The organism is Agrococcus beijingensis (assembly GCF_030758955.1).
Classification (GTDB): domain Bacteria; phylum Actinomycetota; class Actinomycetes; order Actinomycetales; family Microbacteriaceae; genus Agrococcus; species Agrococcus beijingensis.
This window is the reverse complement of sequence record NZ_CP132360.1, coordinates 2,680,139-2,702,758: the sequence shown is the minus strand read 5'-3', so window position 1 is coordinate 2,702,758 and position 22,620 is coordinate 2,680,139. Positions and strand designations below refer to the sequence as shown.

The following is a 22,620-nucleotide window of genomic DNA, read 5'->3' as shown; positions in this document are numbered from 1 at the left end:
ATCACACCACGGGCCACTGACATGCCCCGAAGGGTGTGGAGAACCGGTGCCGAAGTGCTCTCGAGACGCGCGGGCCTCGCGTTCAGACCCGCCTGAGCACTCCGGTGCGCGCGACGACCTCCAGCGCGAGCGTCTTGTAGCCCTCCTCGTCGAAGAGCACCGTGATGCGGTCGCCGTCGTCGCTCACCACGCCGCCCTCCCCCCACGCCTCATGCCGCACGCGCGTCCCCACAGGCCAGTCGCCGGCGTCGCCCTCCGGCTCCTCGGCCGCCTCCCGTGCAGCCTCGACGCGTGCCGCGGAGCCCGAGCGGCAGGTGTCGCACGCACCGCACAGCACCGGCAGCTCCTCCCCGAAGTAGCCGAGCAGGAAGCGGCGGCGGCACCCGCCAGTCTCGGCATATCCCCGCATCATCTCGACGCGCGATCGGTCGACGCGCCGCCGGGCGTCCGCGATGCGCGCCGCCTCATCGACGGCCGGCCGCACCGTGCCCTGACGCCAGACCAGGTCGCCGTCGCCGGTCGTCTCGACCGCGCCCGCCTGCTCGAGGAGGTTGACGGCGGCGGTGAGGCGGCTCGAGCCCACGTCGAGGCGCTCGCGCAGCCGCTCGGGCGGCACGGGCGTCTTGGCTCGCCGCACGCGTGAGGCCACTGCCGAGAGCATGTCGACATCGGCGCCGCCACCGGTGCGGAAGCGGTGCAGGCCGAAGTCCTCCTGCCTGTGGAACAGCGCAGCGAGCGCAGGCTCGCCGTCGCGGCCGCTGCGGCCGATCTCCTGGTAGTACGCGTCGAGCGACTCGGGCGGGGACGCATGCAGGACGAAGCGCACGTCAGCCTTGTCGATGCCCATGCCGAAGGCCGAGGTGGCGACGACGACCTCCGCGCTGCCGTCGCTGAAGGCGGCGTGCACGCGCTCGCGCTCAGCGCGCGGCATGCCGGCGTGATACGACTCCGCCCGCACGCCGGCGGCCGAGAGCTCGCCCGCGTATCGCTCCGCATCCTTGCGAGTCGACACGTAGACGAGCCCGGGCTTCGCCTCTGCGACTGCGCGCCCCACGATCGCCTCCCGCCGCTCGTCGTCGTCGCTGTGCCGCTGCACCTCGAGGAAGATGTTGGGCCGGTCGAAGCCGCGCACCACCTGCCTGGCGTCGCGCATGCGCAACCGCTCGACGATCTCGTCGCGGACGGGCGGCGCTGCGGTCGCCGTGAGGGCCACGGTCGTCGGGTGCCCGAGCGCATCGACGACGTGACCGAGCCGCAGGTACTCGGGCCGGAAGTCGTGCCCCCACGCCGAGACGCAGTGCGCCTCGTCGACGACGAGCAGCGACGGCTCGAGCTGTCGCAGGCGCTCGAGCACCTCGTCACGGGCGAGCTGCTCGGGCGCGAGGAAGACGAACTCGGCCTCGCCCGCCTCGAGCTCCTCCCAAGCCTCGCGGTTCTCCCCCACGCGCTGCGACGAGTTCACCGCCACGGCGGGATCGGCGCCGAGCTCCTCGATCTGCTCGACCTGGTCGCGCTGCAGCGCGATGAGCGGAGAGACGACCACCGTGAGCCCGTCGATGAGCTTCGCCGCCAGCTGGTAGATCGCCGACTTGCCGTGCCCCGTCGGCATCACGGCCAGCACGTCGTGACCTTCGAGCACGGCCTCGACCGCCTCGCGCTGGCCGGGGCGGAGCGACTCCCACCCGTATGCGCGAGCTGCCGAATCGATGGCGTCGGGGGGCTTTCCGGGCATGCCCCGATGCTAGGCAGTCAGCCTCCGCCCGCGCTGGACACGCGAGCGCACGAGGAGCGCCTCAGACCCGGGCGAGCCGCGGGTCGCGCACCACGAGCCGCAGACCCGCCTCGGTGCGGGTCAGCGGCACGTCGGCCGACGACGCCCACGACACCAGCGCATCCGCCGTGTCGACCTCGACCTCGGCCATCGCCAGCCGCCGCACGAGCGCGCCCTTGCCGGCCTTGTTCCAGTGGTTGAGCGCCTTGCCCTCGGGCGACACGATCTCGACCGGCACCGCGCCGGCCACCGGCGCGAGCGACGCGTAGGCCTTCGAGCGCAGGTCGAGCGCGAAGCCGGCGATCGCCGCTCCGGCATCCGACCAGAGATCGCGCATGCGCTCCCCCGGCAGGCGCGTGTGCTCCGACACCTTGTAGGCGGGGATGAGATCGGATGCGCGCACGAGACCGAGCAGCGCTGACTGGATCACGACGTGGTCGTCCACCCACCGCCGGGCGGCCGGCTCGAGGGTCGCGGCGTCGAGCGCGTCGAAGAGCACCCCGGTGTAGCGCTCGATCGCGGGCATCGTCGGCGACGTGCGGACCGCGGCGTTGTCAGCCGCGGCACGGGCCTTCGCCGGGGTCGAGACGTCCTGCCCGGCGGCGACCAGACGGTCGAGCGCAGCCAGGGCCCGCGAACGGGCGACGGCCGACCCGGGGAATCCCAGGTCGGCCGTCGTGAGGCTTGCGCCCGTCCCGCCTGCCGCCTTCGTCTCGCTGGGCGGCAGCAGGACGATCACGCGAGCTTGGCGTTCCGAGCGACGATCTCGACGCGATCGTGATCGACCGAGAGGAAGCCGTCCTCAGCATCCACCTTGTGCACCGTGCCGGTGGCGTCGGTGACGCGCACCTGCCCCTCGGCGAGCACCGCGAGCATCGGCTCGTGGCCCGTGAGGATGCCGATCTCGCCCTCGGTCGTGCGGGCGATGACCTGCGAGGCCTCACCCGACCAGACCTCAGCGGCGGCCGACACGATGCTGACGGTGAGAGCCATCAGCCGTTCTCCTTCTGGATCTTCGCCCACTTCTCCTCGACGTCCGAGATGGCGCCGACGTTGAAGAAGGCCTGCTCGGCGACGTGGTCGAACTCGCCCTTGGCGATCGCGTCGAACGACTCGACGGTCTCCTTGAGCGGCACGGTCGAGCCCTCGACACCGGTGAACTTCTTCGCCATGTAGGTGTTCTGCGAGAGGAACTGCTCGATGCGGCGTGCACGCGACACGACGATCTTGTCCTCCTCGGAGAGCTCGTCGACACCGAGGATGGCGATGATCTCCTGCAGCTCCTTGTTCTTCTGGAGGATCTGCTTGACGGTCGTCGCGACGCGGTAGTGGTCCTCGCCCAGGTAGCGGGGGTCGAGGATGCGGCTGGTCGACGTGAGCGGGTCGACGGCCGGGTAGAGGCCCTTCGACGCGATCGCGCGGCTCAGCTCGGTCGTCGCGTCGAGGTGCGCGAACGTCGTGGCCGGGGCCGGGTCGGTGTAGTCGTCAGCGGGCACGTAGATGGCCTGCAGCGACGTGATCGAGTGACCGCGGGTCGACGTGATGCGCTCCTGGAGGATGCCCATCTCGTCGGCGAGGTTCGGCTGGTAGCCGACGGCGCTGGGCATGCGGCCCAGCAGCGTCGAGACCTCGGAGCCGGCCTGCGTGAAGCGGAAGATGTTGTCGATGAAGAGCAGCACGTCCTGCTTCTGGACGTCGCGGAAGTACTCCGCCATCGTCAGCGCCGACAGGGCCACGCGCAGACGCGTGCCCGGCGGCTCGTCCATCTGGCCGAAGACGAGGGCGGTCTTGTCGAAGACGCCCGCCTCCTCCATCTCGTGGATCAGGTCGTTGCCCTCACGGGTGCGCTCGCCGACACCGGCGAACACCGAGACACCGCCGTGGTCCTGCGCGACGCGCTGGATCATCTCCTGGATGAGCACCGTCTTGCCGACACCGGCACCGCCGAAGAGGCCGATCTTGCCGCCGAGCACGTAGGGCGTCAGGAGGTCGATGACCTTGATGCCGGTCTCGAACAGCTGCGTCTTCGACTCGAGCTGGTCGAACGCGGGCGCCTTGCGGTGGATCGACCAGCGCTCCGAGACCTCGAGGGTCTCGCCCTCGCCGAGGTTGAGCGGCTCGCCGATGACGTTGAAGACCTTGCCCTTGGTGACGTCGCCGACGGGCACGGTGATCGTGTCACCGGTATCGCGAACCTCCTGTCCGCGCACGAGGCCGTCGGTGGGCTTCAGGGCGATGGCGCGCACGAGGTCGTCGCCGAGGTGCTGCGCGACCTCGAGCGTGATCTCCTGCGGCTCGGTGCCGTCCTGGAAGTCGACCGTCGTCTTGAGCGCGTTGTAGACCGAGGGGATCGCGTCGTGCGGGAACTCGATGTCGACGACGGGCCCGGTGACGCGAGCGACGCGGCCGACTCCGGCCTGCTTCTGCTCGGCAGCTGGGGTGTCAGTGATGGTCATGGTGCTTGCCTTTCGTGGCTACTTCGCCGAGGCGAGGGCGTCCGCGCCGCCCACGATCTCGGAGATCTGCGTCGTGATCTCGGCCTGGCGCGCGTTGTTGCGCAGGCGGGTGTAGTCGGTGATGAGCTTGTCGGCGTTGTCGGAGGCCGACTTCATCGCCTTCTGCGTGGCGGCCTGCTTGGCAGCGGCCGACTGGAGCAGAGCGTTGAAGATGCGGCTCTCGACGTACACCGGCAGCAGAGCGTCGAGCACCTGGGCGGGCTCGGGCTCGAACTCGTACAGCGGGAAGTGCTCGGCCGTCGCGGTGTCGGACGCCTCGACGATCTCGAGCGGCAGCAGGCGCACCGTGGTGGGGTCCTGCGTCATCATGCTGACGAAGCGGTTGTAGACGACGTGGATCTCGTCGACCTGCTCGGAGACGTAGGCCTCGAGCACCGCCTCGGCGATCTCGCGGGCGAGCTCAGGCGACGGCGTCTCCGACTGGCCCGTCCACGAGCTCACGTACGCGCGCTTGCGGAACTTGAAGTAGCCGACGGCCTTGTTGCCGACCAGGTAGTGGTCGACCTCCTTGCCCTCGCCCTCGAGCTTCACGCGCAGCTCGGACGCCTCGCGGATGATCTGCGAGTTGAACGCGCCGGCCAGGCCGCGGTCGCTCGTCAGCACGACGATCGCCGCGCGCTTGAGCTGCGGGCGCTCCACCGTGAGCGGGTGCGCCTCGTTCGAGAACGTGGCGACCGCGCTCACGGCACGCGTCAGCGCCCGTGCATACGGGTTCGACGCCTGCACGCGGGCGAGCGACTTCTGGATGCGCGATGCAGCGATGAGCTCCATCGCCTTGGTGATCTTCTTGGTCGTCTGCGCAGACTTGATCTTCTGCGTGTAGACCCGGAGCTGGGCTCCCATTCCGCCTCCTCAGCGAGCTCGCGTCAGCGACGGCCCTTGACGATCTGCTCCTGGTTGACATCCTCGACCATCGCGGCCGCAGACTCGGTGCCGGGGTCGGTGATGCTCGAGGCATCCTTGCCCTGCCAGTTCTTCACGAACGCGTCGACCTCGGTCTCGAGGGACGCGAGCGTCGCGTCGTCGAGCACGTTGGTGTCGCGCAGCGTCGCCAGCACGGAGCTGTTGTTGCGCAGGTGCTCCAGCAGCTCGGACTCGAACTGCAGCACCTGGTTCACGGGCACCGTGTCGAGCTTGCCGTTCGTGCCGGCCCAGATCGAGACGACCTGCTCCTCGACGGGGTACGGCGAGTACTGCGGCTGCTTGAGCAGCTCGGTGAGGCGTGCGCCTCGGTCGAGCTGACGGCGCGACGCGGCGTCGAGGTCGGATGCGAACATCGCGAAGGCCTCGAGCGAGCGGTACTGGGCGAGCTCGAGCTTGAGCGTGCCGGAGACCTTCTTGATCGACTTGACCTGCGCGTCGCCACCGACTCGCGAGACCGAGATGCCGACGTCGACCGCGGGACGCTGGTTGGCGTTGAACAGGTCGGACTGGAGGAAGATCTGGCCGTCGGTGATCGAGATCACGTTGGTCGGGATGTACGCCGAGACGTCGTTGGCCTTCGTCTCGATGATCGGCAGGCCGGTCATCGAGCCTGCGCCCAGCTCGTCCGAGAGCTTCGCGCAGCGCTCGAGCAGACGGGAGTGCAGGTAGAAGACGTCACCGGGGTATGCCTCGCGGCCCGGCGGGCGGCGCAGGAGCAGCGACACGGCACGGTAGGCCTCGGCCTGCTTCGACAGGTCGTCGAAGATGATCAGGACGTGCTTGCCCTCGTACATCCACTGCTGGCCGATGGCCGAGCCCGAGTACGGCGCGAGGTACTTGAAGCCTGCGGGGTCGGAGGCCGGCGAGGCGACGATCGTCGTGTACGCCATGGCGCCGGCGTCCTCGAGGGCGCCCTTCACCGAGGCGATGGTCGAGCCCTTCTGGCCGACGGCGACGTAGATGCAGCGCACCTGCTTGTTGACGTCGCCCGAGTCCCAGTTCGACTTCTGGTTGATGATCGTGTCGATCGCCAGCGCCGTCTTGCCGGTCTGGCGGTCGCCGATGATCAGCTGGCGCTGGCCGCGGCCGACGGGGATCATCGCGTCGATGGCCTTGATGCCGGTCTGCAGCGGCTCGTGCACCGACTTGCGCTGCATGACGCCGGGCGCCTGGAGCTCGAGGGCGCGGCGGCCGCTGGTCGCGATCTCGCCGAGGCCGTCGATCGGGTTGCCGAGCGGGTCGACGACACGGCCGAGGTAGCCCTCGCCGACGGGGACCGAGAGGACCTCACCGGTGCGGGTGACCTCCATGCCCTCCTCGATGCCCTGGAAGTCGCCGAGCACGACGACGCCGATCTCGGTCTCGTCGAGGTTCTGGGCGAGGCCGAGCGTGCCGTCCGCGAAGCGGACGAGCTCGTTGGCCATGACGCCAGGCAGGCCCTCGACGTGGGCGATGCCGTCGGCTGCGTCGATGACGCGGCCGACCTCGGCCGTCGTCGACGTCGAAGCCTCGTAGGACGAGACGAAGTCGGCGAGTGCGCCCTTGATCTCGTCGGGGCTGATGGTGAGCTCTGACATGTGTCTTCCTCTTCGGGTGCTTCGACCTAGCCGAGCTGCAGGCGGAGGTCGGTGAACTTTGAACGGACGGTGCCGTCGATGACGTCGTCGCCGATCGAGACCCGCAGGCCGCCGAGGACGGCGGGGTCGACGATCTGCTGAAGCTGCAGCGTGCGGCCGTACTGGCGCTCGAGGCCGACGCGGAGCCGGTCGAGCTGCGCTGCGGGGATCTCGCGCGCCGTGGTGACGGTCGCGAGCGACCGACCTGCGGCAGCGGCGACCTGCGTCGCGGCTGCGCGGAGCGCCTGACCGATCCGGCGGCCGCGCGGTGCGCGCACCAGGTGGTCGAGGATCGCGGCGGCAGCCTCGCTGGCGCGGCCCGCGAGCAGTCGCTGCACGAGCGCGGCCTTCTCGTCGGTCGAGCCGCGGAGCCCGCCGAGCGCGAGCTCGAGGTCGGCGTCGGAGGCGACGATCCGCTCGAACGCGGCGATCTCGCCGGCCACGTCGGCGTCACCCGAGGCGCGCACGGCGATGCGGATGCCCGCGTCGTCGATGGCGGCGAGGATGTCGTCGGCGTCGGACCAGCGCTGGCGCGCGAGGTGCGCGACGATCGAGACCGCCGGTGCACCGAGCTGCCCCAGCACGCGCTGCGCGAGCGCCGCACGTGCATCGGGCGACGAGACGGGATCGCCGAGCGAGGAGAGCACCTGCGAGCTGCGGCCGATGGCGCGCGAAGCCCGGAAGAGATCCCGCGCGTCCTCGAGCCCAGCCTGGGGCTGGGACTGGACGGCCTCGTCGATGCCGGCTCGCGCCTGGCTGGTCGCGCTGCCCACTAGCGGTTCGCTCCGTCGCGCTCGAGGTCGGCCAGGAAGCGGTCGACGATCGCTGCCGAGCGGGCGTCGTCCATCGACTCGCCGACGACCTTCTCCGACAGGTCGAGGGCGAGCGTGCCGACCTCGGACTTCAGGGAGGAGAAGGCGGCCTGGCGCTCAGCCTCGATGCGCTGGTGCGCCTGGGCGGTGATGCGCTCGGCCTCGTCGTTGGCACGAGCCTTGAGGTCGGCCTCGATCTTGGCGGCGTCCGTGCGGGCGCGGTCCTTGATCTGGCTGGCCTCGGCGCGAGCCTCGGCGAGCTGCGTGTTGTACGACTCCAGTGCGGCTGCCGCTTCGGCCTGCGCCTCTTCGGCCTTCTTGATGCCGCCCTCGATCGCCGCGGCGCGCTCGTCGAGCAGCGCCTGCATGCGAGGCAGGACGACCTTCCAGAAGATCAGCAGCAGGACGACGAAGATGACCGCCGACCAGATGATGTCGTACGGCGCGGGAAGCAGGGGGTTCGGTGTGGCCTCCCCCGACTCCTCCGCGAGGAAGAGAGGAGTGGTGAGCATCAGTGGCTCAGTTCGTCATGAAGAAGTACGTGGCGATGCCGATGAACGCCAGTGCCTCGGTGAAGGCGATACCGATGTACATGAGCACCGTGAGGCGACCCTGCAGCTCCGGCTGGCGAGCGACCGACTCGATCGTCTTGCCGACGACGATGCCCACGCCGATGGCGGGGCCGATCGCGGCGAGGCCGTAGCCGACCGTGCCGATGTTGCCGTTGATCTCGGCGAGGATGGTCGTGGCGTTGTCCACGGTGTTTCCTTTCGTGTGGTCCGGAGAAGCCGGAAGGTCAGTGCTCTTCAGCCAGCGCGAGCTGGATGTAGACGGTGGTCAGGAGGGCGAAGACGTAGGCCTGCAGCACGGCGACGAGGATCTCGAAGAGCGTGAAGGCGAAGCCGAAGGCGAGCGTGCCCACGCCGAACAGCGTGTAGAAGCCGCCGGCGGAGAAGAAGAAGAACTGCGTGGCGGCGAAGAAGAGCACCAGCAGCAGGTGCCCGACGACCATGTTCATCATGAGTCGCAGCGTGAGCGTGATGGGGCGCAGCACGAAGGTCGAGACGAACTCGATCGGCGTCACGATGATGTACAGCGGCCACGGCACACCGGGCGGGAAGAGCGCGTTCTTGAAGAAGGCGCCCGGGTGCTTCTTGATGCCCGCGTAGATGAAGGCGCCGTAGGCGACGAGCGCCAGCACGAGCGGCACGCCGATCACGCCGGTGCCGGCGATGTTCAGGGTGGGCACGATGCCGGTGATGTTCATCGACAGCACCATGAAGAAGATGGTGGTGATGAGCGGCAGGAAGCGCCTGCCGTCCTTCTCGCCCAGCAGGTCGTAGGCGATGCCGTCGCGCACGAAGCCCAGGCCCATCTCGACGAGGCTCTGGCCACGCGTCGGGATGAGCTTCATCTTGCGCGTGCCGAGCACGAAGATCAGGATGATGGCCGCAGCCGAGAGCATGCGGATGAGCATGATGCGGTTGATGCCGAAGATCGGCTCCTCTTCGCCGAACCACGACATGACGGGATCTGCGAACAGCACGATCTGCGGGAAGAAGTCCGCGATCGACGGTGGGTGGAACGGCTCGGGCTCAGTTCCAGTGGAGGCCAGCAGCGACAACACGGCGTTCAGCGTCTCTTCCTCAACCTCAGGGCGCCTGGCGCCGGTTTGACGTCGTTGCACCCCCTCGCGCGAACGCGCTCGGTGACGAGCGCGGCAATGGGGGGAACGTCTACGACACTATCAGAGCGTTCGCGCGGCGCCGCACCCGCAGGGGCGCTCAAGCGCGCGCACCGGAGGCCGGTCGGCCCTGCGTCTCGTCGTCGGCGTCGCTGTCGATGACGGGCTGGCGGCTGCCGGCGATCACGACGCAGTCGATGACCAGCGAGCCGATGACGGCGGCCACCAGCGTGCCGAAGGCGACGCCGCGGTGCAGCCAGTCCTGGTCGCCGATCACGAACACCAGCACGATGAACAGCACGAACTTGAGCAGCCAGCCGCCCAGCACGATGCCGAAGAAGGCGCCGGAGATCATCTGCCCCTTCGACACCTTGAGCGCGAACATGAGGCTCGCGGCGGTGAGCATGCAGAAGACGATCGCGAGCGCCGTGCCGACCAGCGCCGAGGCGATGCCGGCGCCCTGGGCGAGCAGCCAGCCGACGATGCCGCCGACGACGGCGACGCCGGCCGCGAGCACGCCGCCCCACAGCAGGATGCGCTGCATGATCTGGGTGGTGGTCACCGTGGGTCCCCCTGGGAGTCGCTCGTCGTGTCGATGGTGCTGGGCTCGAGCCCGGTGCGTGCCGCGCGACGCTCGCGCAGCACGCGCAGGAACGTGTGCCAGATGCGACGACCCACCGGAGCGGCCGTCAGCGCCGCGCAGACGATGAACCCGACAACCATGATACTGACGGCCATCCCCCACGGCGGGATGAGGAACAGCAGCACGCCTCCCGAGACCACCGCCGTCCAGGCGTAGAAGATGAGCACCGCGCCGAGGTGCGAGTGGCCCATGTCGAGCAGCCGGTGGTGCAGGTGCTTGCGATCGGCGGCGAACGGGCTGTTGCCGTTGATGACGCGGCGCACCACGGCGAGGGCGAAGTCGGTCAGCGGCAGCAGCAGGATCGCCAGCGGCAGGAGCACGGGGATGAACGCGGGCAGGATCTGGCTGCGACCGCCCATCGTGGCGATGTCGATCTGCCCGGTCACCGCGATCGCGCCGGCCGCGGTGAGCAGGCCCAGCATCAGCGCTCCGCCGTCGCCCATGAACATGCGGGCCGGGTGCCAGTTGACGGGCAGGAAGCCCACGCAGACGCCGATGGTGATCGCGGTGATGAGGCTCGCGAGCGAGAAGTAGGCGTTCTGCTGGCCGAGGTTCTGGCTGATCACCCAGATGTAGCCGAAGAACGCGGCCGACCCGATGATCGTCGTGCCGGCGACCAGGCCGTCGAGCCCGTCGATGAAGTTCACCGCGTTCATCACGAGCACGATGATGAGCACCGTCAGCGTGATCGCCATGGTCGACGAGGGCACCACGATGCCGGCGATCGGCAGGCTGACGATCTGCACGCCGAAGAGCGCGACGCCGGTCGCGACCAGGATCTGGGCGCCCAGCTTCAGCATCCAGTCGAGGTCGTAGAGGTCGTCGAGCACGCCCAGGATGCAGATGGCGAGGGCGCCGCCGAGCAGGGTCCAGATGCGCACCGGCTCGGCGAAGATGCCGGCGAGCTCGGGGATGAGCGACGCGATGCCGAATGCGCCGATCACGCCGACGCACATCGCCACGCCGCCGAGGCGGGGCGTCGGGCGCGAGTGCACGTCGCGCTCGCGCACAGGCGGATGGATGCCGCGCTTGAGCGCGAACCGCAGCACGAGCCGGCTCGCCAGGAAGGTGATGATCGCCGCGGCGGCGGCGATGAGCACGAAGGCCATGGCGTCAGTCCGCGACGAGCATCGAGCCGATCGCCGCGGCGATCGTCTCGCGGGGCAGCACGCCCTGTCGCACGATGCGCGCGACGCCGTCGACCGAGCAGTCGAGGATGGTCGAGCCGTTCTGCTCCCCGGCCGCGGCGCTGCCGCCGACGGGGCCGGCGTCGAGCACGAGCGCGACGCGGTCGCCCAGCATCTCGGCCGCGGCGGCGGCCTCGGTCGGCGCCGGCATGCCGTGCAGGTTGGCGCTCGAGACCGCGAGCGGGCCGGTCTCGCGCAGCAGGCCGGTGGCGATGGGGTGGTCGGGCACGCGCACCGCGACGGTGCCGCCCGTGTCGCCCAGATCCCAGGTCAGCGAGGGCTGCGCGCGGAGGATGACGGTGAGCGGGCCCGGCCAGTGGGCCATCAGCAGCGGCTCGAGCTCGGCGGGCAGGTGCTCGGCGAGCGCGGTCGCCATCGGGCGGTCGGCGACGAGCACGGGCGGCGGGAACCCCCGGTCGCGACCCTTCGCCGCGAGCAGGCCGGCGACGGCTGCGTGCGAGAACGCGTCGGCCGCGATGCCGTACACGGTGTCGGTCGGCATGACGATGCTCTGGCCCGCGGCGATGGCCGTGCGCGCCGCCCGGATGCCGTCGAGGAGGCCGGCGGGATCGGAGCAGTCGTAGATGGCGGGCACCCGCCAATGGTAGCCCCGGGCCCGCCGTCGGCCCGAGCCGGGTGGCCCGAGCCAGCGGCCGACCCGAGCCGCGGCCGGCCGCGACCGGGTCACCGGATGGCGGTGGTCACCCGGTCTCGGCCCGCGAGGTCGACCTTCGTCTCGGCATGGCCGAATCCGGCATCGGCGAGCATCTCGCGGATCGTCTCGCCCTGGTGCTCGGCGTGCTCGAACGCCACGAGCCCGCCCGGCTCCACCAGGTCGGCGGCGATCGGCGCGAGGTCGCGGATGAAGTCGAGCCCGTCGGCCCCCGAGTAGAGCGCCGAGCCGGGATCGAAGTGGCGCACCTCGTGATCGAGGGGCACGGATGCGTGGGGCACGTAGGGCGGGTTGCTCACCAGCGCGCTCAGGCTGCCCGCCGTCACGCCCACCGACTCGAGCGCCGCCACGTCGCGCGCATCGGCGTGGAGCAGCACCGCCGAGGGCGCCAGCTCCGCGATGTTCCGCCGCGCCCAGAAGTAGGCGGCGGGGCTCTGCTCGACGGCGACCACCCGAGCGCTCGACTCCCGGGCGATCGAGATCGCGACGGCGCCGCTGCCGGTGCCGACGTCGAGCACCAGCGGCGAGGTCGCCCGCCGCAGGTGATGCAGCGCCACCTCGACGAGCAGCTCGGTCTCCGGCCGCGGCGTGAAGACGCCCGGCCCGACCAGCAGCTCGATGTGGCGGAACGGGGCGAGGCCGGTGATGTGCTGGAGCGGGACGCGGGTCTCGCGGCGCGCCACCGCCTCGGTGAACCGCGTCAGTGCATCCGCCCCGAACGCGCGGCCCATCGCCATGTCGAGGCGCAGCTCGGCGAGCGTCGCGCCCGCGGCCCAGGCGGCGAGCAGCTCGGCGTCGGGGCCATCGATGCCCGCGGACGCCAGGCGCTCTCGCGCAGAGCGAACGGCATCGGCCACGGAGGGATCGGTCACACTGAGACGCTAGTGCCGCCGCCTCGGCGGCGAGGCTCAGGAAGCCGAGCGGATGCTCAGGCTGTGCCGCATTAGACTCAAAGCCGAGCTTCCCACGGGTGAAAGGAATACGCATGGCGCGCATCTTCGACGACATCACGGCCACCATCGGCGGCACTCCCCTGGTGCGCCTCCAGCGCATCGACGACAGCGAGGCGACCGTGCTCGTCAAGCTCGAGTCGTTCAACCCGGGAGCGTCGGTCAAGGACCGCATCGGACGGGCCATCATCGACGCTGCCGAGGCGGCCGGTGCGCTGCAGCCCGGCGGCACGATCGTCGAGGGCACCAGCGGCAACACCGGCATCGCGCTCGCCATGGTCGGCGCCGCCCGCGGCTACCGCGTGATCCTGTCGATGCCCGAGACGATGTCGGTCGAGCGGCGCGCGATCCTGAAGGCCTACGGCGCAGAGCTCGTGCTCACGCCCGGCCCCGACGGCATGCGCGGCGCGGTCGAGCGCGCCGACCAGATCGCCGCCGAGACGCCCGGCGCGGTCCTCGCCCGGCAGTTCGAGAACGAGGCGAACATCCGCGTGCACCGCGAGACCACCGGCCCCGAGATCTGGAGCGACACCGACGGCGGCGTCGACATCTTCATCTCGGGCATCGGCACCGGCGGCACCATCACCGGCGCCGGCAACTACCTCAAGGAGCAGAACCCCGACGTGCGCGTCGTGGCCGTCGAGCCCGCCGACTCGCCGCTGCTCACCAAGGGCACCGCCGGACCGCACAAGATCCAGGGCCTCGGCGCGAACTTCGTGCCCGAGATCCTCGACCGCGACGTGTACGACGAGGTGGTCGACGTCGAGCTCGACGACGCCGTGCGCGTGGGCCGAGAGCTCGCCGCGAAGGAGGGCATCTTCGCCGGCATCTCGTCCGGCGCGATCGTCTGGGCGGCGCTCGAGATCGCGAAGCGGCCCGAGTCGGCCGGCAAGACGATCGTCGCGATCGTCTGCGACACCGGCGAGCGCTACCTCTCGATGCCCATCTACGCAGACCTCGCCTAGGGTCGGTTCCATGGGCCTGCTCAACATCCGCGAGGACATCGAGAACGCGAAGCGGCACGATCCGGCCGCCCGCGGCGCGCTCACGATCGCGCTCACGTACTCGACCCTGCACGCGGTCTGGGCCCACCGCATCCAGCACCGCCTCTGGACGGCCGGCGCGCGCTCGGTGGCGCGCGCGGGCAGCCAGTGGACGCGCTTCATGACCGGGGTCGAGATCCACCCCGGCGCCAGGCTCGGGCGGCGCTTCTTCATCGACCACGGCATGGGCGTCGTGATCGGCGAGACCGCTGAGACCGGCGACGACGTGATGCTCTACCACGGGGTCACGCTCGGCGGCACGGCGAACGCCGCCGTCAAGCGCCACCCGACGCTCGGGCACCGCGTGCTCGTCGGGGCCGGCGCCAAGATCCTGGGGCCGGTCGCGCTCGGCGACGACGTGAAGGTCGGCGCGAACGCGGTCGTGCTGCACGACGCGCCCTCGGGCACGACGCTCGTGGGCATCCCCGCCAAGGCCGTGCGGAGCACCGCGCCGGCGGAGCTGCCGCACATCGAGTACTCGATCTAGCGCAGGGCCGCGGAGCCAACTGGCCGCGGCCTGCAGAGGACGCTGCGGCCCCGCCGGCGCCCGCAGATACAGGGCCATGTGCCGCTATCGGCGGCGCTGAACGGCCACTGGCCCTGTACCTGCGGCCCCGATCAGGGGGCGGATGCGTTCGGTCCGGCAGGCGCGGACGGTGACTCCGGCGCCGGCTCGGGCTCCGCCGCCGGGCGCTCGGTGAGCGCGAGGCCGGCGACCGCGACGAGGATGCCGGCGAGGAAGACCAGCGTGAGCGGGTTCCAGGGCTGGGCGCCGGTGACGAGCGCCCAGAGCACGGTGAGCGCGCCGCCGACGCCGGTCCAGACGGCATAGCCGGTGGCGAGCGGCAGCACCTGCACGGCCCGCTCGAGCCCGATGAAGCTGGCGATCGCGGCGATCGCGAACACGACGGTCGGCACGGGCTGCGTGAAGCCCTGCGAGGCGCCCAGCGCCGTCGCCCAGACGGCCTCGAGCACGGCGCTGACGAGCAGCACGATCCACGCGGTCGAGCGGCGCATCTAGCTCACCAGCTTCAGGCCGACGAGGCAGCCGACGAGCAGCACCAGCAGCAGTGAGCGCACGAGCGTCAGCCGCTCCTTGCCGCGCGCCGCCTGCAGCACGACGGTCGCGATCGCGCCGACGCCCACCCAGACGGCGTAGGCGGTGCCGGTGGGGATCTCGCGCATCGCCCACGCGAGCCCGCCCATCGAGGCGAGCATGGCGACGGCGAAGAGCACGGTCGGGCGCCACTTGCGGAAGCCCTTCGACGTCTGCATCGCAGCCGCCCAGACGGCTTCCAGCAGGCCGGAGGCGATGAGGATCACCCAGGTCATGACGAGTCCCTGCTGGCCGTCTTGTCGCGCTGCGGGTACGGCTCCCTCGTCCGCGGATCCTGCTCCGGATCCAGCCTCCAGGGTAGCAAATCGGGGCCGCTCTGGCAGGCCCGCACTGGCAGGGCCGCTCATCCGTGCCGGCAGCCCGCAGGCCCGCGCGTCAGCGCCGCCGCGCCCGCTTCCGGCCGCTCCGCCCGTAGACCAGCCAGAGCACCACGCCCTGCACGATCATCAGCAGCACCGTGTAGACGAAGGTGATCGACATCGCGTCGAGGTTGGCCTCACCCTCGGTGGAGCGCTTGATCGCGATGCCGAGCGGCTCGGCGAGCGGGTGGTAGAGGAACACGGCCGCGTCGTAGTCGTCGAGCAGGCTGTTGAAGTTGAGCGCCGTGATCGCCGCCACCGTCGGCGCGATCATCGGCACGACCACGCGGAAGAGCGTCTGCAGCTGGCCCGCGCCGAGGATGCGCGCGGCGTCCTCGAGGTCGCGCGGCACCGACGCGAACGCCGCCTTCAGCAGCCGCAGCGTGAACGGCAGCTTGATGATCACGTAGGCGACGAGCAGCAGCACCACCGTGCCCGTGAGCACCTGGCCGCCGATGAGCGCCTGCGGCCGGTCGAAGGTCAGCACCAGCCCCAGCGCGATGAGGATCGTCGGCAGGATCCACGGCAGGTGCAGCACGTACTCGATCGTGCTCGAGATCCAGCCGGGGTGCCGCGTGATGATGCGGGCGACGAACACGAGCCCCACCACCGCGATGACCGACGCGAGCGCCGCGTACGCGACCGACACGAGGAACGGCCGCAGCGCATCCGCACTCGTCAGCACCGTCACCCAGTGCTCGAGGGTGAGGTCGCCCGGCCCGATCGCGCCGGAGGCGATCGCGCGGGCGTCGACGAAGCTGAACAGCAGCACGCACGCGACCGGGAAGACGTAGACCGCCCAGAGCGCCCAGGCCGCGACGTGCGCGAGAACTGCGCCCCAGCGGGTGCGGAACGGCTGCAGCTCGAGCGGCGCCGCGACCTTCGCGACCGCGAAGTAGGTGCCGCCGCGCTCGACCCGGTTCATGATCGCGAGCAGCAGGATGGTCGCGAGGCCCAGGATGATCGCCAGCAGCGCCGCGACGTCGCGCGAGGTCTGCGAGCGCGAGAAGGTGAGGATCATCGGCGAGACGGTCTGGAAGTCGTCGCCGCCGAGCACCAGCGGGGCGGTGAGGGCGCCGAGGCCGGTGAGGAACGTGAGCACCGTGACGGCGAAGATCATCGGCCGCAGCGTCGGCAGCACGATGCGCCAGAGGATCGTCCAGGTGCCGGCGCCCATGAGCCGCGCTGCCTCGACCGCGTGCCGGTCGACCTTCGCGAGCGCGGCGCCCAGGAACAGCATGTGGTTGGTGGTGGTGGCGAAGGTCATCACCAGCACGACGGCGAAGAAGCCCGAGAACCAGTTGCGGTCGAGGTCGGGCACCCAGGTGGCGAGCCAGTTGGTGACGAAGCCGAAGCGGCCGTAGATGAAGTTGTAGCCGGCGGCGAGCACGATGCCGCCGTAGATGAAGGTGGTCGCGTAGCCGAGCCAGAGCACGCGGCGCGCGCGCATCCTGAACCACTGCGTCACCAGCACGATGAAGAGGCCGACCACGTTGACCGTGACGGCGAGGGTGCAGGCGAGCAGCAGGCTGTTGCCGAGCGAGCGCAGCGCCCGCTCGCTCGAGAGCAGCCGCTCGAAGGCGGTGAGGGTGAGCGTGCCGTCTGGCGCGAAGGTGGCCGCGAGCAGCGAGACGTTCGGCAGCACCAGGAACGCCGCGGCGAACCAGAGCGTCGCGACCACGACGATGATCGCCATCGGCGACCGCAGCATGCCGCGCGCACCGCTCGAGGCTCTGCTCACGACGCCCCGCCGAAGCGCAGCAGCGCCGCGTCGTCGACCCGCACGCGCGCCTCGTCGCCGAGGTCGAGCGCCTGCGCGCCCCGGCTCGCGCTCTCGGCGAGCAGCCGCTCGCCGGCCAGCTCGAGCTCGAGCATCGTCGACGAGCCGCGGTAGGCGTGGCCGCGCACGACCGCGGGAGCGCCCTCGGCGGCGAGCTGCACGTGCTCGGGCCGCACCCAGGTCTCGGCGTCGGCGCCGCCGCCGGCCGTGAGGCCCAGCGCCTCGAGCTGCCCGCCGGTCAGGCGCGTGGCCTCGCCGATGAAGTCGCAGACGAAGGGGGATGCGCTGCGCTCGTAGATCTCGACGGGGGTGCCCACCTGCTCCACCCGTCCGTCGGAGAGCACGGCGATGCGGTCGCTGAGGGCGAGCGCCTCGTCCTGGTCGTGGGTGACGTAGAGCGTGGTCACGCCCAGCTCGCGCTGCAGCCGCTGCAGCTCGCCCCGCAGCTGCACGCGCAGCTTGGCGTCGAGGTTCGACAGCGGCTCGTCGAGCAGCAGGATGCGCGGCTCGAGCACCAGCGCCCGCGCGATCGCCACGCGCTGCTGCTGGCCGCCGGAGAGCTCGGCGACACCGCGCTCGAGCTGCGCCGGGGCGAGCCCGACCTGCTCGGCGACCCGGTCGACGAGCTCGCGCCGCTCCCCCGCCGCGCGGCGCTGCACGCGCAGGCCGAACGCGATGTTCTCGCGCACGGTCATGCTCGGGAAGAGCGCGTAGCTCTGGAAGACCATGCCGACGCCGCGCCCCTCGCTCGGCACGCGCGTGACGTCGCGCCCGTCGACCCACAGGCTGCCAGCGGTCGGCTCGATGAAGCCGGCGAGCGCGCGCAGGGCGGTGCTCTTGCCGCAGCCCGAGGGGCCGAGCAGCGTGAAGAACTCGCCCTCGCGCACCTCGAGGTCGAGGCCCTCGAGGGCCACCTGGCCGTCGTACTCGACGCGGACGCCGTCGAATCGGATCATGCTGGCTCCTCGGGGATGGGGGGGGTGGATGCGTCGGGTCGCGCGGGGCGGGGACGGCCTGCGCCGCCCCCGCCCCGTCGCATCACGGGCGGAGCCGTGTCAGGGCAGGTACTCGAGCTCGATGCGCTCGACCCAGGTGCCGATGTGCTCGCGCACCAGCGCGAAGTCGATGTCGGCGCGCTCGACGGAGCCCACCAGCTCGACGATCTCGGGGTTCGCGCGCTCCTGCGCGACCTCGTTGACGGGCATGGAGTTGAACTCCTCGGCGAAGGCGCCCTGCACGTCGGCCGAGCCGAACCAGTCGATGAAGGCCTGCGCCTGCTCCTGCTGCTCGGTGCCGGCGATGACGCCGATCTGCTCGGTGACGAACGGCGTGCCGTCGGCCGCCGGCACGATCGCCGTCGTGGTGCCGTACTCCGCGTCGCGGGCGATGATGCCGCCGGAGGGCACGATGCCGTAGTCGACCTCGTCGCGGTCGAACCGCGCGTACAGGTCGGTGCCCTCGACGACCGGGCTGCCGTTCGCGAAGTACGCCTCGACCTGCGCCCAGCCCTCGTCGGAGACCTCGCCGGCCTCGTCGACGTAGGGCGCGAGGATGCCGGCGACGACCAGCTGCGGGGTGGCCTGCCCGAGCGCCGTGTTGACCTCGTAGGTGCCCTGGTAGGCCGGGTCGCTCCACAGGTCGGAGACGTCGGCGGGGGCGCTGTCGACCGTCGCCTCGTCGTAGACCATCACGATCGCCTGGTCGACCAGCGGCCAGTAGGCGCCGTCGACCGGGTCGCCGGCCTCCTGCGGCACCTCGCCCGACCACGACGGCTCGTAGCCGACGATGGCCTCCTCGGCCTTCAGCGACTCGAAGAACATGGTGTTGAGGCCGAAGACGACGTCGCCCACCGGGTTGTTCTTCTCGGCGATGATGCGGTTGGTCAGGTCGGCGCCGCCGAGGCCCACGATCTCGATCTCGAAGCCGGCCTCTGCGGCCTGCTCGGTGATCCACTCACCGCGGCCGTCGGAGTTCGAGTTCGTGTAGACGATGAGCGTCTCGCCGCTGGCCCCGGGTCCGCTGGCCGCGGGCTCGCTGGTCTCGTCCGCCGGGGCCGCGCTGGCGCAGCCGGCGAGCAGCACGGTGCCCGTCGCGAGCAGGGCGGCGGCACGGAGGGTGCGCCTGGTCGACATCTGCATGGGTATGCCTCTCTCGGGACGTTCCGGATCTTTGGGATCCGCGACATTGATGGGCGATCGGCAACGTTGCGGTCGCGCGTTCGCTCTCAACCTAGCCATAGGCGGTGAACGTCACCCTGAGCGCGGGTGAACACGCGTGGCCATGTCAGCGCGCTGCGATCAGCGCGCGGTGTGCGCCCGCCAGGTCGCGAGCGTCAGCCCGACCACGAGCACGATCGCCGAGAGCACGGCGAGCACCGCCCACTCGGCGAGGCCCTCCTGCAGCCCGGCGATGAGCGCGCCGATCGCGGCGACGGCGGCGACCGAGGTGGCGAGCCAGGTGAGCGGCGTGGCCGCACGGTGCGTCGCACGGTACGTCGACGCATCCGCCCGGAGCCCGTTGCCGGGCAGCCCCAGCACCGCGCTCGGCGCGATGCGACCCAGCCCGATCAGGTGCACGACCACGCCGAGCGCGAGCGACCCGAGCGCCAGCAGCCCCGAGACGATCAGCATCAGCGCGAGCGGTTCCATGCGGTCATCCTGGCACGCGTCGATCAGGCGAAAGCGGTCGAGCGGATGCGCCGCGGCGCGTCGGTCGGTCAGGGCGCGGGTCGTCGTCGCGCGGGCCGCGCGGTGCGCGTCAGGCGGTCTCGACGACGCGGTGCGCCTCGTGCTCGCCCGGCCACTCGAAGCCCTCGACGTAGTCGGCGAGCGCCTGGTCGTCGAGCACCACCGACTCGGGCCCGGGCTCGCGCCGGTGCGCGCGCTCCAGCAGCGTCTCGAGCGGCGCGCGCACCACGACCAGCTCGACGTCGACGGCCATCGCGCCCAACCGCATCCGCCACCGATCGCGCACGGCGCGGGTCGAGAGCGACGCGTCGAGCACGACGCGGCGACCGGTCGGGAGCACCCGGCCGAGCTGCTCGAGGAATTCGCGGTCGATCTGCTCCATGAGCTCGCGCGACGGCCTCCCGTCGCGCACGCCGCGCGCCCACGCCTCGCGGTCGTACGAGAGCACGAGCGCGCCGCCGGCCTCGAGCTCGCGCGCGAGCGTCGACTTGCCGGCGCACGAGGGGCCGCAGAGCAGCGTCACCTGCGCCATCAGCGCCGCCGGATCATCGCCGCGGCATCGATCATCGCCGCTGGGCCTCGATCGACGACGCGCGCAGCCGCCGGCCGGTGATGAACCACGCGACCGGCCCGAGCACGGGCAGCGCCACGATCACCAGCAGCCAGACGGCCACCTCGAGCCCACTGAGCTGCTTCGCGCGCAGCACCTGCAGCGCCGCGACCACCGCGAGTGCCGCCAGGGTCGCGATCACGAGCGTCCAGACGAGGTCGTAGCCGGCGGGCAGGAGGGGGTTCACGACTGCGGTGCGCATGCGCCGAGGGTAGCGCCGTCGGCTCGACGCCGGGGCGCGCCGCCGCGCATCGCCGCGGTCCGCGCGCGCGGAGCGGCCGCGGCCCCGCCCGCACGACGGACCACACCAAGGACTTCGCCGGCGGCGGCATGACCACCCTGTCGAACCTCGAGCACCTCTGCCGCAGCGATCACGGCCTCAAGCACGAGACCCGCTGGGGCGTGGAGCAGCTGCCGGGCGGGGTGCTGCGCTGGACCTCCCCGATCGGGCAGGTGATCGTCGACGAGCCCCCACCGGTCGGGCCACGCTTCACCGACATGCCCCGCACACCAGCGAAACCGCCCAAGCGCACCCGCAGCGGACGACGCCGCGAGCAGCGCGAAGCACTCGCCCAGGCCGAAGCCGACCGGTTGGCGGGCATCGCAGCACCGCCTCCGCCGCCCGGCTCCGTATGGGCCGACCACGAGCCCACGCCCGACGAGCCCTCCGCGCTCTTCTAGGAGGTCGGCAGCCGTCCGGGCCTGGGGCGGCGCGCCGATCGCTGTCGCCGTCGCCGCGCGCCATCTACGATCGAGCCATGACGAACCGGCCCGAGACGCTGCAACGCATCCGCGAGGCCTTCGAGCCGTTGCCGATCAGGCTCCAGTCGATGTTCGGCGAGCAGGCGATCTACTGCGACGACCGCATCTTCGGCTTCGTCTGCGACGACACCCTGCTGCTCAAGCTCGTACCCGAGGCGAGCGAGCTCACCGAGCACCTGCCGCGCGGCGAGGCCTACCCGGGATCGAAGCCCTACGGCGTCGTCGACGACGACGCGCTGGGCGACACGGACTGGCTGCACGAGGTCGCGCAGACGATCGCCGCCACCCAGCCACACAAGCCGCTGAAGCCGAAGCAGCCGCGCACGCGGCTCTGAGCCGCCGCGGGCGAGTCGCGACGGCGCCGCCCGACGAGGGCAGACCGCCGGGCCGAGGGCGGGCCCCGACACCGCTGGTCCTAGGCTGAAGGCATGACGCGCACGCTCGGAACCAGCAGCATCGAGGTCTCGCCCATCGGGCTGGGATGCAACAACTTCGGCCGCAAGGGCACCCGCACGGAGGACCAGGCCGGCACCGACGCCGTCATCCACGCGGCGATCGATCACGGCATCACGCTGTTCGACACCGCCGACATCTACGGCAACCCCGCCACGACCTCCGAGACCCTCATGGGCGTCGCGCTCAAGAAGGCCGGCAGCGCCGCCCGCGACAAGGTCGTTCTGGCGACGAAGTGGGGCCACTCGGGCCTCGCCATCGAGGGCACCGAGACGTGGGGGCCGAAGGGCGCGCGCGGCTACATCCGCAACGCCGTCGAGGCGTCGCTGCGCCGCCTGCAGGTCGACCACATCGACCTCTACCAGCTGCACACGCCCGACCCATCGACGCCCATCCAGCAGACCGTCGAGGCGCTCGACGAGCTCGTCGACGAGGGCAAGATCCGCGCCTACGGGCACTCCAACTTCTCGGCCGAGCAGATCGACGAGGCCGCGCACGTCCAGACCCCGAACGGCTTCGTCTCGGCGCAGGACGAGTACTCGCTCGTGCAGCGCGACGTCGAGCGCGAGGTGCTGCCGGTCGTGCTCGAGACGGGCATCGGCTTCCTGCCCTACTTCCCGCTCGGCAACGGCCTGCTCACGGGCAAGTACTCGCGAGGATCGGGCCCGGCGGACGCGCGCCTGACGGCGCTGAAGCCGCAGCTGCTCGAAGAGACCGACTGGGCGCGCATGGAGCAGTACGAGCGGATCGTCGCCGGCACCGGCCGCACGATGCTCGAGGTGACGTTCCAGTGGCTGCTCGCGCAGCCCGCCGTGACGAGCGTCATCGCCGGGGCGACGAAGGCCGAGCAGGTCGTGCAGAACGCCGCGGCCGGCGAGGGCGAGCTCGACGCGGCGACGGTCGAGGAGATCTCCGACCTCTTCGCCTGACCGGCGCCGCCGGTCCCGGGGGCAGCGCGAGCCCCCCGGCGGCGCGTGCCGCTACGGCAGCGCGTGCCGCTACGGCAGCGCGTGCCGCTACGGCAGCGCGTGCC

General features: G+C 71.2%; 27 protein-coding genes and 1 riboswitch. Of the genes, 5 read left to right on the top strand and 22 right to left on the bottom strand.

What is annotated here, in order from left to right; all coding sequences use genetic code 11:
* Positions 1–82 precede the first annotated feature (82 nt).
* From Q9250_RS13235 to prmC, 14 genes are all read right to left on the bottom strand, one after another.
* Positions 83–1,732 (bottom strand): RecQ family ATP-dependent DNA helicase, encoded by a 1,650-nt coding sequence (locus tag Q9250_RS13235; RefSeq protein ID WP_306232336.1) that lies wholly within the window; start codon positions 1,730–1,732, stop codon positions 83–85.
* 61 nt (positions 1,733–1,793) lie between these two features.
* Positions 1,794–2,510 (bottom strand): YaaA family protein, encoded by a 717-nt coding sequence (locus Q9250_RS13230; RefSeq protein WP_306232335.1) that lies wholly within the window; start codon positions 2,508–2,510, stop codon positions 1,794–1,796.
* Entirely contained in the window at positions 2,507–2,764 is a 258-nt protein-coding gene (locus tag Q9250_RS13225) for a F0F1 ATP synthase subunit epsilon (RefSeq protein WP_306232334.1), read from the bottom strand. Before Q9250_RS13225 ends, Q9250_RS13230 begins: the two co-directional genes overlap by 4 nt.
* Entirely contained in the window at positions 2,764–4,221 is a 1,458-nt protein-coding gene (gene atpD, locus Q9250_RS13220) for a F0F1 ATP synthase subunit beta (protein WP_479688795.1), read from the bottom strand. Before atpD ends, Q9250_RS13225 begins: the two co-directional genes overlap by 1 nt.
* A gap of 24 nt (positions 4,222–4,245) precedes the next feature.
* Positions 4,246–5,130, bottom strand: a complete 885-nt coding sequence (locus Q9250_RS13215) for a F0F1 ATP synthase subunit gamma (protein WP_306232331.1) — start codon at positions 5,128–5,130, stop codon at positions 4,246–4,248.
* 23 nt (positions 5,131–5,153) lie between these two features.
* Positions 5,154–6,788, bottom strand: coding sequence for a F0F1 ATP synthase subunit alpha (gene atpA / locus Q9250_RS13210; RefSeq protein ID WP_306232330.1), 1,635 nt, complete (start codon positions 6,786–6,788; stop codon positions 5,154–5,156).
* 26 nt (positions 6,789–6,814) lie between these two features.
* On the bottom strand, positions 6,815–7,600 hold the full coding sequence (locus Q9250_RS13205; protein ID WP_306232329.1) for a F0F1 ATP synthase subunit delta: 786 nt from the start codon (positions 7,598–7,600) through the stop codon (positions 6,815–6,817).
* Complete coding sequence (locus Q9250_RS13200) at positions 7,600–8,151, bottom strand: F0F1 ATP synthase subunit B (RefSeq protein ID WP_306232328.1); 552 nt, start codon at positions 8,149–8,151, stop codon at positions 7,600–7,602. The genes Q9250_RS13205 and Q9250_RS13200 overlap by 1 nt, the downstream gene beginning before the upstream one ends.
* A 7-nt stretch (positions 8,152–8,158) precedes the next feature.
* Positions 8,159–8,398, bottom strand: a complete 240-nt coding sequence (gene atpE / locus Q9250_RS13195; protein WP_123697449.1) for an ATP synthase F0 subunit C — start codon at positions 8,396–8,398, stop codon at positions 8,159–8,161.
* A 37-nt stretch (positions 8,399–8,435) separates the two neighbouring features.
* Positions 8,436–9,263, bottom strand: coding sequence for a F0F1 ATP synthase subunit A (atpB, locus tag Q9250_RS13190; protein ID WP_422665107.1), 828 nt, complete (start codon positions 9,261–9,263; stop codon positions 8,436–8,438).
* 160 nt (positions 9,264–9,423) lie between these two features.
* Complete coding sequence (locus Q9250_RS13185) at positions 9,424–9,885, bottom strand: Cg1360 family ATP-synthase-associated protein (RefSeq protein WP_306232327.1); 462 nt, start codon at positions 9,883–9,885, stop codon at positions 9,424–9,426.
* Positions 9,882–11,075, bottom strand: a complete 1,194-nt coding sequence (locus tag Q9250_RS13180; protein WP_306232326.1) for an MraY family glycosyltransferase — start codon at positions 11,073–11,075, stop codon at positions 9,882–9,884. Before Q9250_RS13180 ends, Q9250_RS13185 begins: the two co-directional genes overlap by 4 nt.
* A gap of 4 nt (positions 11,076–11,079) precedes the next feature.
* Entirely contained in the window at positions 11,080–11,748 is a 669-nt protein-coding gene (locus Q9250_RS13175; protein WP_306232324.1) for an L-threonylcarbamoyladenylate synthase, read from the bottom strand.
* Between the two features lie 89 nt (positions 11,749–11,837).
* Positions 11,838–12,698, bottom strand: a complete 861-nt coding sequence (prmC, locus tag Q9250_RS13170; protein ID WP_306232323.1) for a peptide chain release factor N(5)-glutamine methyltransferase — start codon at positions 12,696–12,698, stop codon at positions 11,838–11,840.
* 113 nt (positions 12,699–12,811) lie between these two features.
* On the opposite strand from prmC, the gene cysK reads away from it, so the two are divergent.
* Together cysK and epsC are read left to right on the top strand one after the other, a co-directional pair.
* Positions 12,812–13,741, top strand: coding sequence for a cysteine synthase A (gene cysK, locus Q9250_RS13165; RefSeq protein WP_306232322.1), 930 nt, complete (start codon positions 12,812–12,814; stop codon positions 13,739–13,741).
* Positions 13,742–13,751: 10 nt separating this feature from the next.
* On the top strand, positions 13,752–14,306 hold the full coding sequence (epsC, locus tag Q9250_RS13160; protein ID WP_306232320.1) for a serine O-acetyltransferase EpsC: 555 nt from the start codon (positions 13,752–13,754) through the stop codon (positions 14,304–14,306).
* Between the two features lie 131 nt (positions 14,307–14,437).
* On the opposite strand, the gene Q9250_RS13155 is transcribed toward epsC, so the two are convergent.
* The 8 genes from Q9250_RS13155 to Q9250_RS13120 form a co-directional block, all read right to left on the bottom strand.
* Entirely contained in the window at positions 14,438–14,836 is a 399-nt protein-coding gene (locus Q9250_RS13155; protein WP_306232319.1) for a DMT family transporter, read from the bottom strand.
* A complete protein-coding gene (locus Q9250_RS13150; RefSeq protein ID WP_306232318.1) occupies positions 14,837–15,151 on the bottom strand; it encodes a DMT family transporter in 315 nt (104 codons plus the stop codon).
* A gap of 11 nt (positions 15,152–15,162) precedes the next feature.
* A riboswitch (guanidine-III (ykkC-III) riboswitch) is annotated at positions 15,163–15,226 on the bottom strand.
* An 85-nt stretch (positions 15,227–15,311) separates the two neighbouring features.
* Complete coding sequence (locus Q9250_RS13145; RefSeq protein WP_306232317.1) at positions 15,312–17,036, bottom strand: ABC transporter permease; 1,725 nt, start codon at positions 17,034–17,036, stop codon at positions 15,312–15,314.
* Positions 17,033–18,031, bottom strand: a complete 999-nt coding sequence (locus Q9250_RS13140; protein WP_306232316.1) for an ABC transporter ATP-binding protein — start codon at positions 18,029–18,031, stop codon at positions 17,033–17,035. Before Q9250_RS13140 ends, Q9250_RS13145 begins: the two co-directional genes overlap by 4 nt.
* Before the next feature lie 99 nt (positions 18,032–18,130).
* Complete coding sequence (locus Q9250_RS13135) at positions 18,131–19,213, bottom strand: extracellular solute-binding protein (protein ID WP_306232315.1); 1,083 nt, start codon at positions 19,211–19,213, stop codon at positions 18,131–18,133.
* Between the two features lie 159 nt (positions 19,214–19,372).
* Complete coding sequence (locus Q9250_RS13130; protein WP_306232314.1) at positions 19,373–19,723, bottom strand: hypothetical protein; 351 nt, start codon at positions 19,721–19,723, stop codon at positions 19,373–19,375.
* Positions 19,724–19,832: 109 nt separating this feature from the next.
* Complete coding sequence (locus tag Q9250_RS13125; RefSeq protein ID WP_306232313.1) at positions 19,833–20,294, bottom strand: P-loop nucleotide/nucleoside kinase family protein; 462 nt, start codon at positions 20,292–20,294, stop codon at positions 19,833–19,835.
* 31 nt (positions 20,295–20,325) lie between these two features.
* Positions 20,326–20,574, bottom strand: a complete 249-nt coding sequence (locus tag Q9250_RS13120) for a PLDc N-terminal domain-containing protein (RefSeq protein ID WP_306232312.1) — start codon at positions 20,572–20,574, stop codon at positions 20,326–20,328.
* A gap of 128 nt (positions 20,575–20,702) precedes the next feature.
* Between Q9250_RS13120 and Q9250_RS14210 the strand changes: the two genes are divergently transcribed.
* The 3 genes from Q9250_RS14210 (at position 20,703) to Q9250_RS13105 (ending at position 22,516) form a co-directional block, all read left to right on the top strand.
* The gene (locus Q9250_RS14210; RefSeq protein ID WP_422665047.1) at positions 20,703–21,053 is read left to right on the top strand and encodes a hypothetical protein; all 351 of its coding nucleotides are present in this window, start codon (positions 20,703–20,705) and stop codon (positions 21,051–21,053) included.
* 77 nt (positions 21,054–21,130) lie between these two features.
* Positions 21,131–21,469, top strand: a complete 339-nt coding sequence (locus tag Q9250_RS13110; protein WP_306232310.1) for a TfoX/Sxy family protein — start codon at positions 21,131–21,133, stop codon at positions 21,467–21,469.
* Between the two features lie 93 nt (positions 21,470–21,562).
* Positions 21,563–22,516: an aldo/keto reductase gene (locus tag Q9250_RS13105; protein WP_306232309.1), complete on the top strand. Its 954-nt coding sequence runs from the start codon at positions 21,563–21,565 to the stop codon at positions 22,514–22,516.
* Positions 22,517–22,620 lie beyond the last annotated feature (104 nt).

Coding starts and splice junctions, on each gene's coding strand:
- Q9250_RS13110 (WP_306232310.1), top strand. CDS start 21,131: ATGACGAACCGGCCCGAGACGCTGCAACGCATCCGCGAGGCCTTCGAG.
- Q9250_RS13130 (WP_306232314.1), bottom strand. CDS start 19,723: ATGGAACCGCTCGCGCTGATGCTGATCGTCTCGGGGCTGCTGGCGCTC.
- Q9250_RS13125 (WP_306232313.1), bottom strand. CDS start 20,294: ATGGCGCAGGTGACGCTGCTCTGCGGCCCCTCGTGCGCCGGCAAGTCG.
- atpA (WP_306232330.1), bottom strand. CDS start 6,788: ATGTCAGAGCTCACCATCAGCCCCGACGAGATCAAGGGCGCACTCGCC.
- Q9250_RS13120 (WP_306232312.1), bottom strand. CDS start 20,574: ATGCGCACCGCAGTCGTGAACCCCCTCCTGCCCGCCGGCTACGACCTC.
- Q9250_RS13150 (WP_306232318.1), bottom strand. CDS start 15,151: ATGACCTGGGTGATCCTCATCGCCTCCGGCCTGCTGGAAGCCGTCTGG.
- Q9250_RS13215 (WP_306232331.1), bottom strand. CDS start 5,130: ATGGGAGCCCAGCTCCGGGTCTACACGCAGAAGATCAAGTCTGCGCAG.
- Q9250_RS14210 (WP_422665047.1), top strand. CDS start 20,703: ATGACCACCCTGTCGAACCTCGAGCACCTCTGCCGCAGCGATCACGGC.
- Q9250_RS13225 (WP_306232334.1), bottom strand. CDS start 2,764: ATGGCTCTCACCGTCAGCATCGTGTCGGCCGCCGCTGAGGTCTGGTCG.
- Q9250_RS13140 (WP_306232316.1), bottom strand. CDS start 18,031: ATGATCCGATTCGACGGCGTCCGCGTCGAGTACGACGGCCAGGTGGCC.
- Q9250_RS13180 (WP_306232326.1), bottom strand. CDS start 11,075: ATGGCCTTCGTGCTCATCGCCGCCGCCGCGGCGATCATCACCTTCCTG.
- Q9250_RS13135 (WP_306232315.1), bottom strand. CDS start 19,213: ATGCAGATGTCGACCAGGCGCACCCTCCGTGCCGCCGCCCTGCTCGCG.
- Q9250_RS13105 (WP_306232309.1), top strand. CDS start 21,563: ATGACGCGCACGCTCGGAACCAGCAGCATCGAGGTCTCGCCCATCGGG.
- Q9250_RS13235 (WP_306232336.1), bottom strand. CDS start 1,732: ATGCCCGGAAAGCCCCCCGACGCCATCGATTCGGCAGCTCGCGCATAC.
- cysK (WP_306232322.1), top strand. CDS start 12,812: ATGGCGCGCATCTTCGACGACATCACGGCCACCATCGGCGGCACTCCC.
- Q9250_RS13155 (WP_306232319.1), bottom strand. CDS start 14,836: ATGCGCCGCTCGACCGCGTGGATCGTGCTGCTCGTCAGCGCCGTGCTC.
- Q9250_RS13200 (WP_306232328.1), bottom strand. CDS start 8,151: ATGCTCACCACTCCTCTCTTCCTCGCGGAGGAGTCGGGGGAGGCCACA.
- epsC (WP_306232320.1), top strand. CDS start 13,752: ATGGGCCTGCTCAACATCCGCGAGGACATCGAGAACGCGAAGCGGCAC.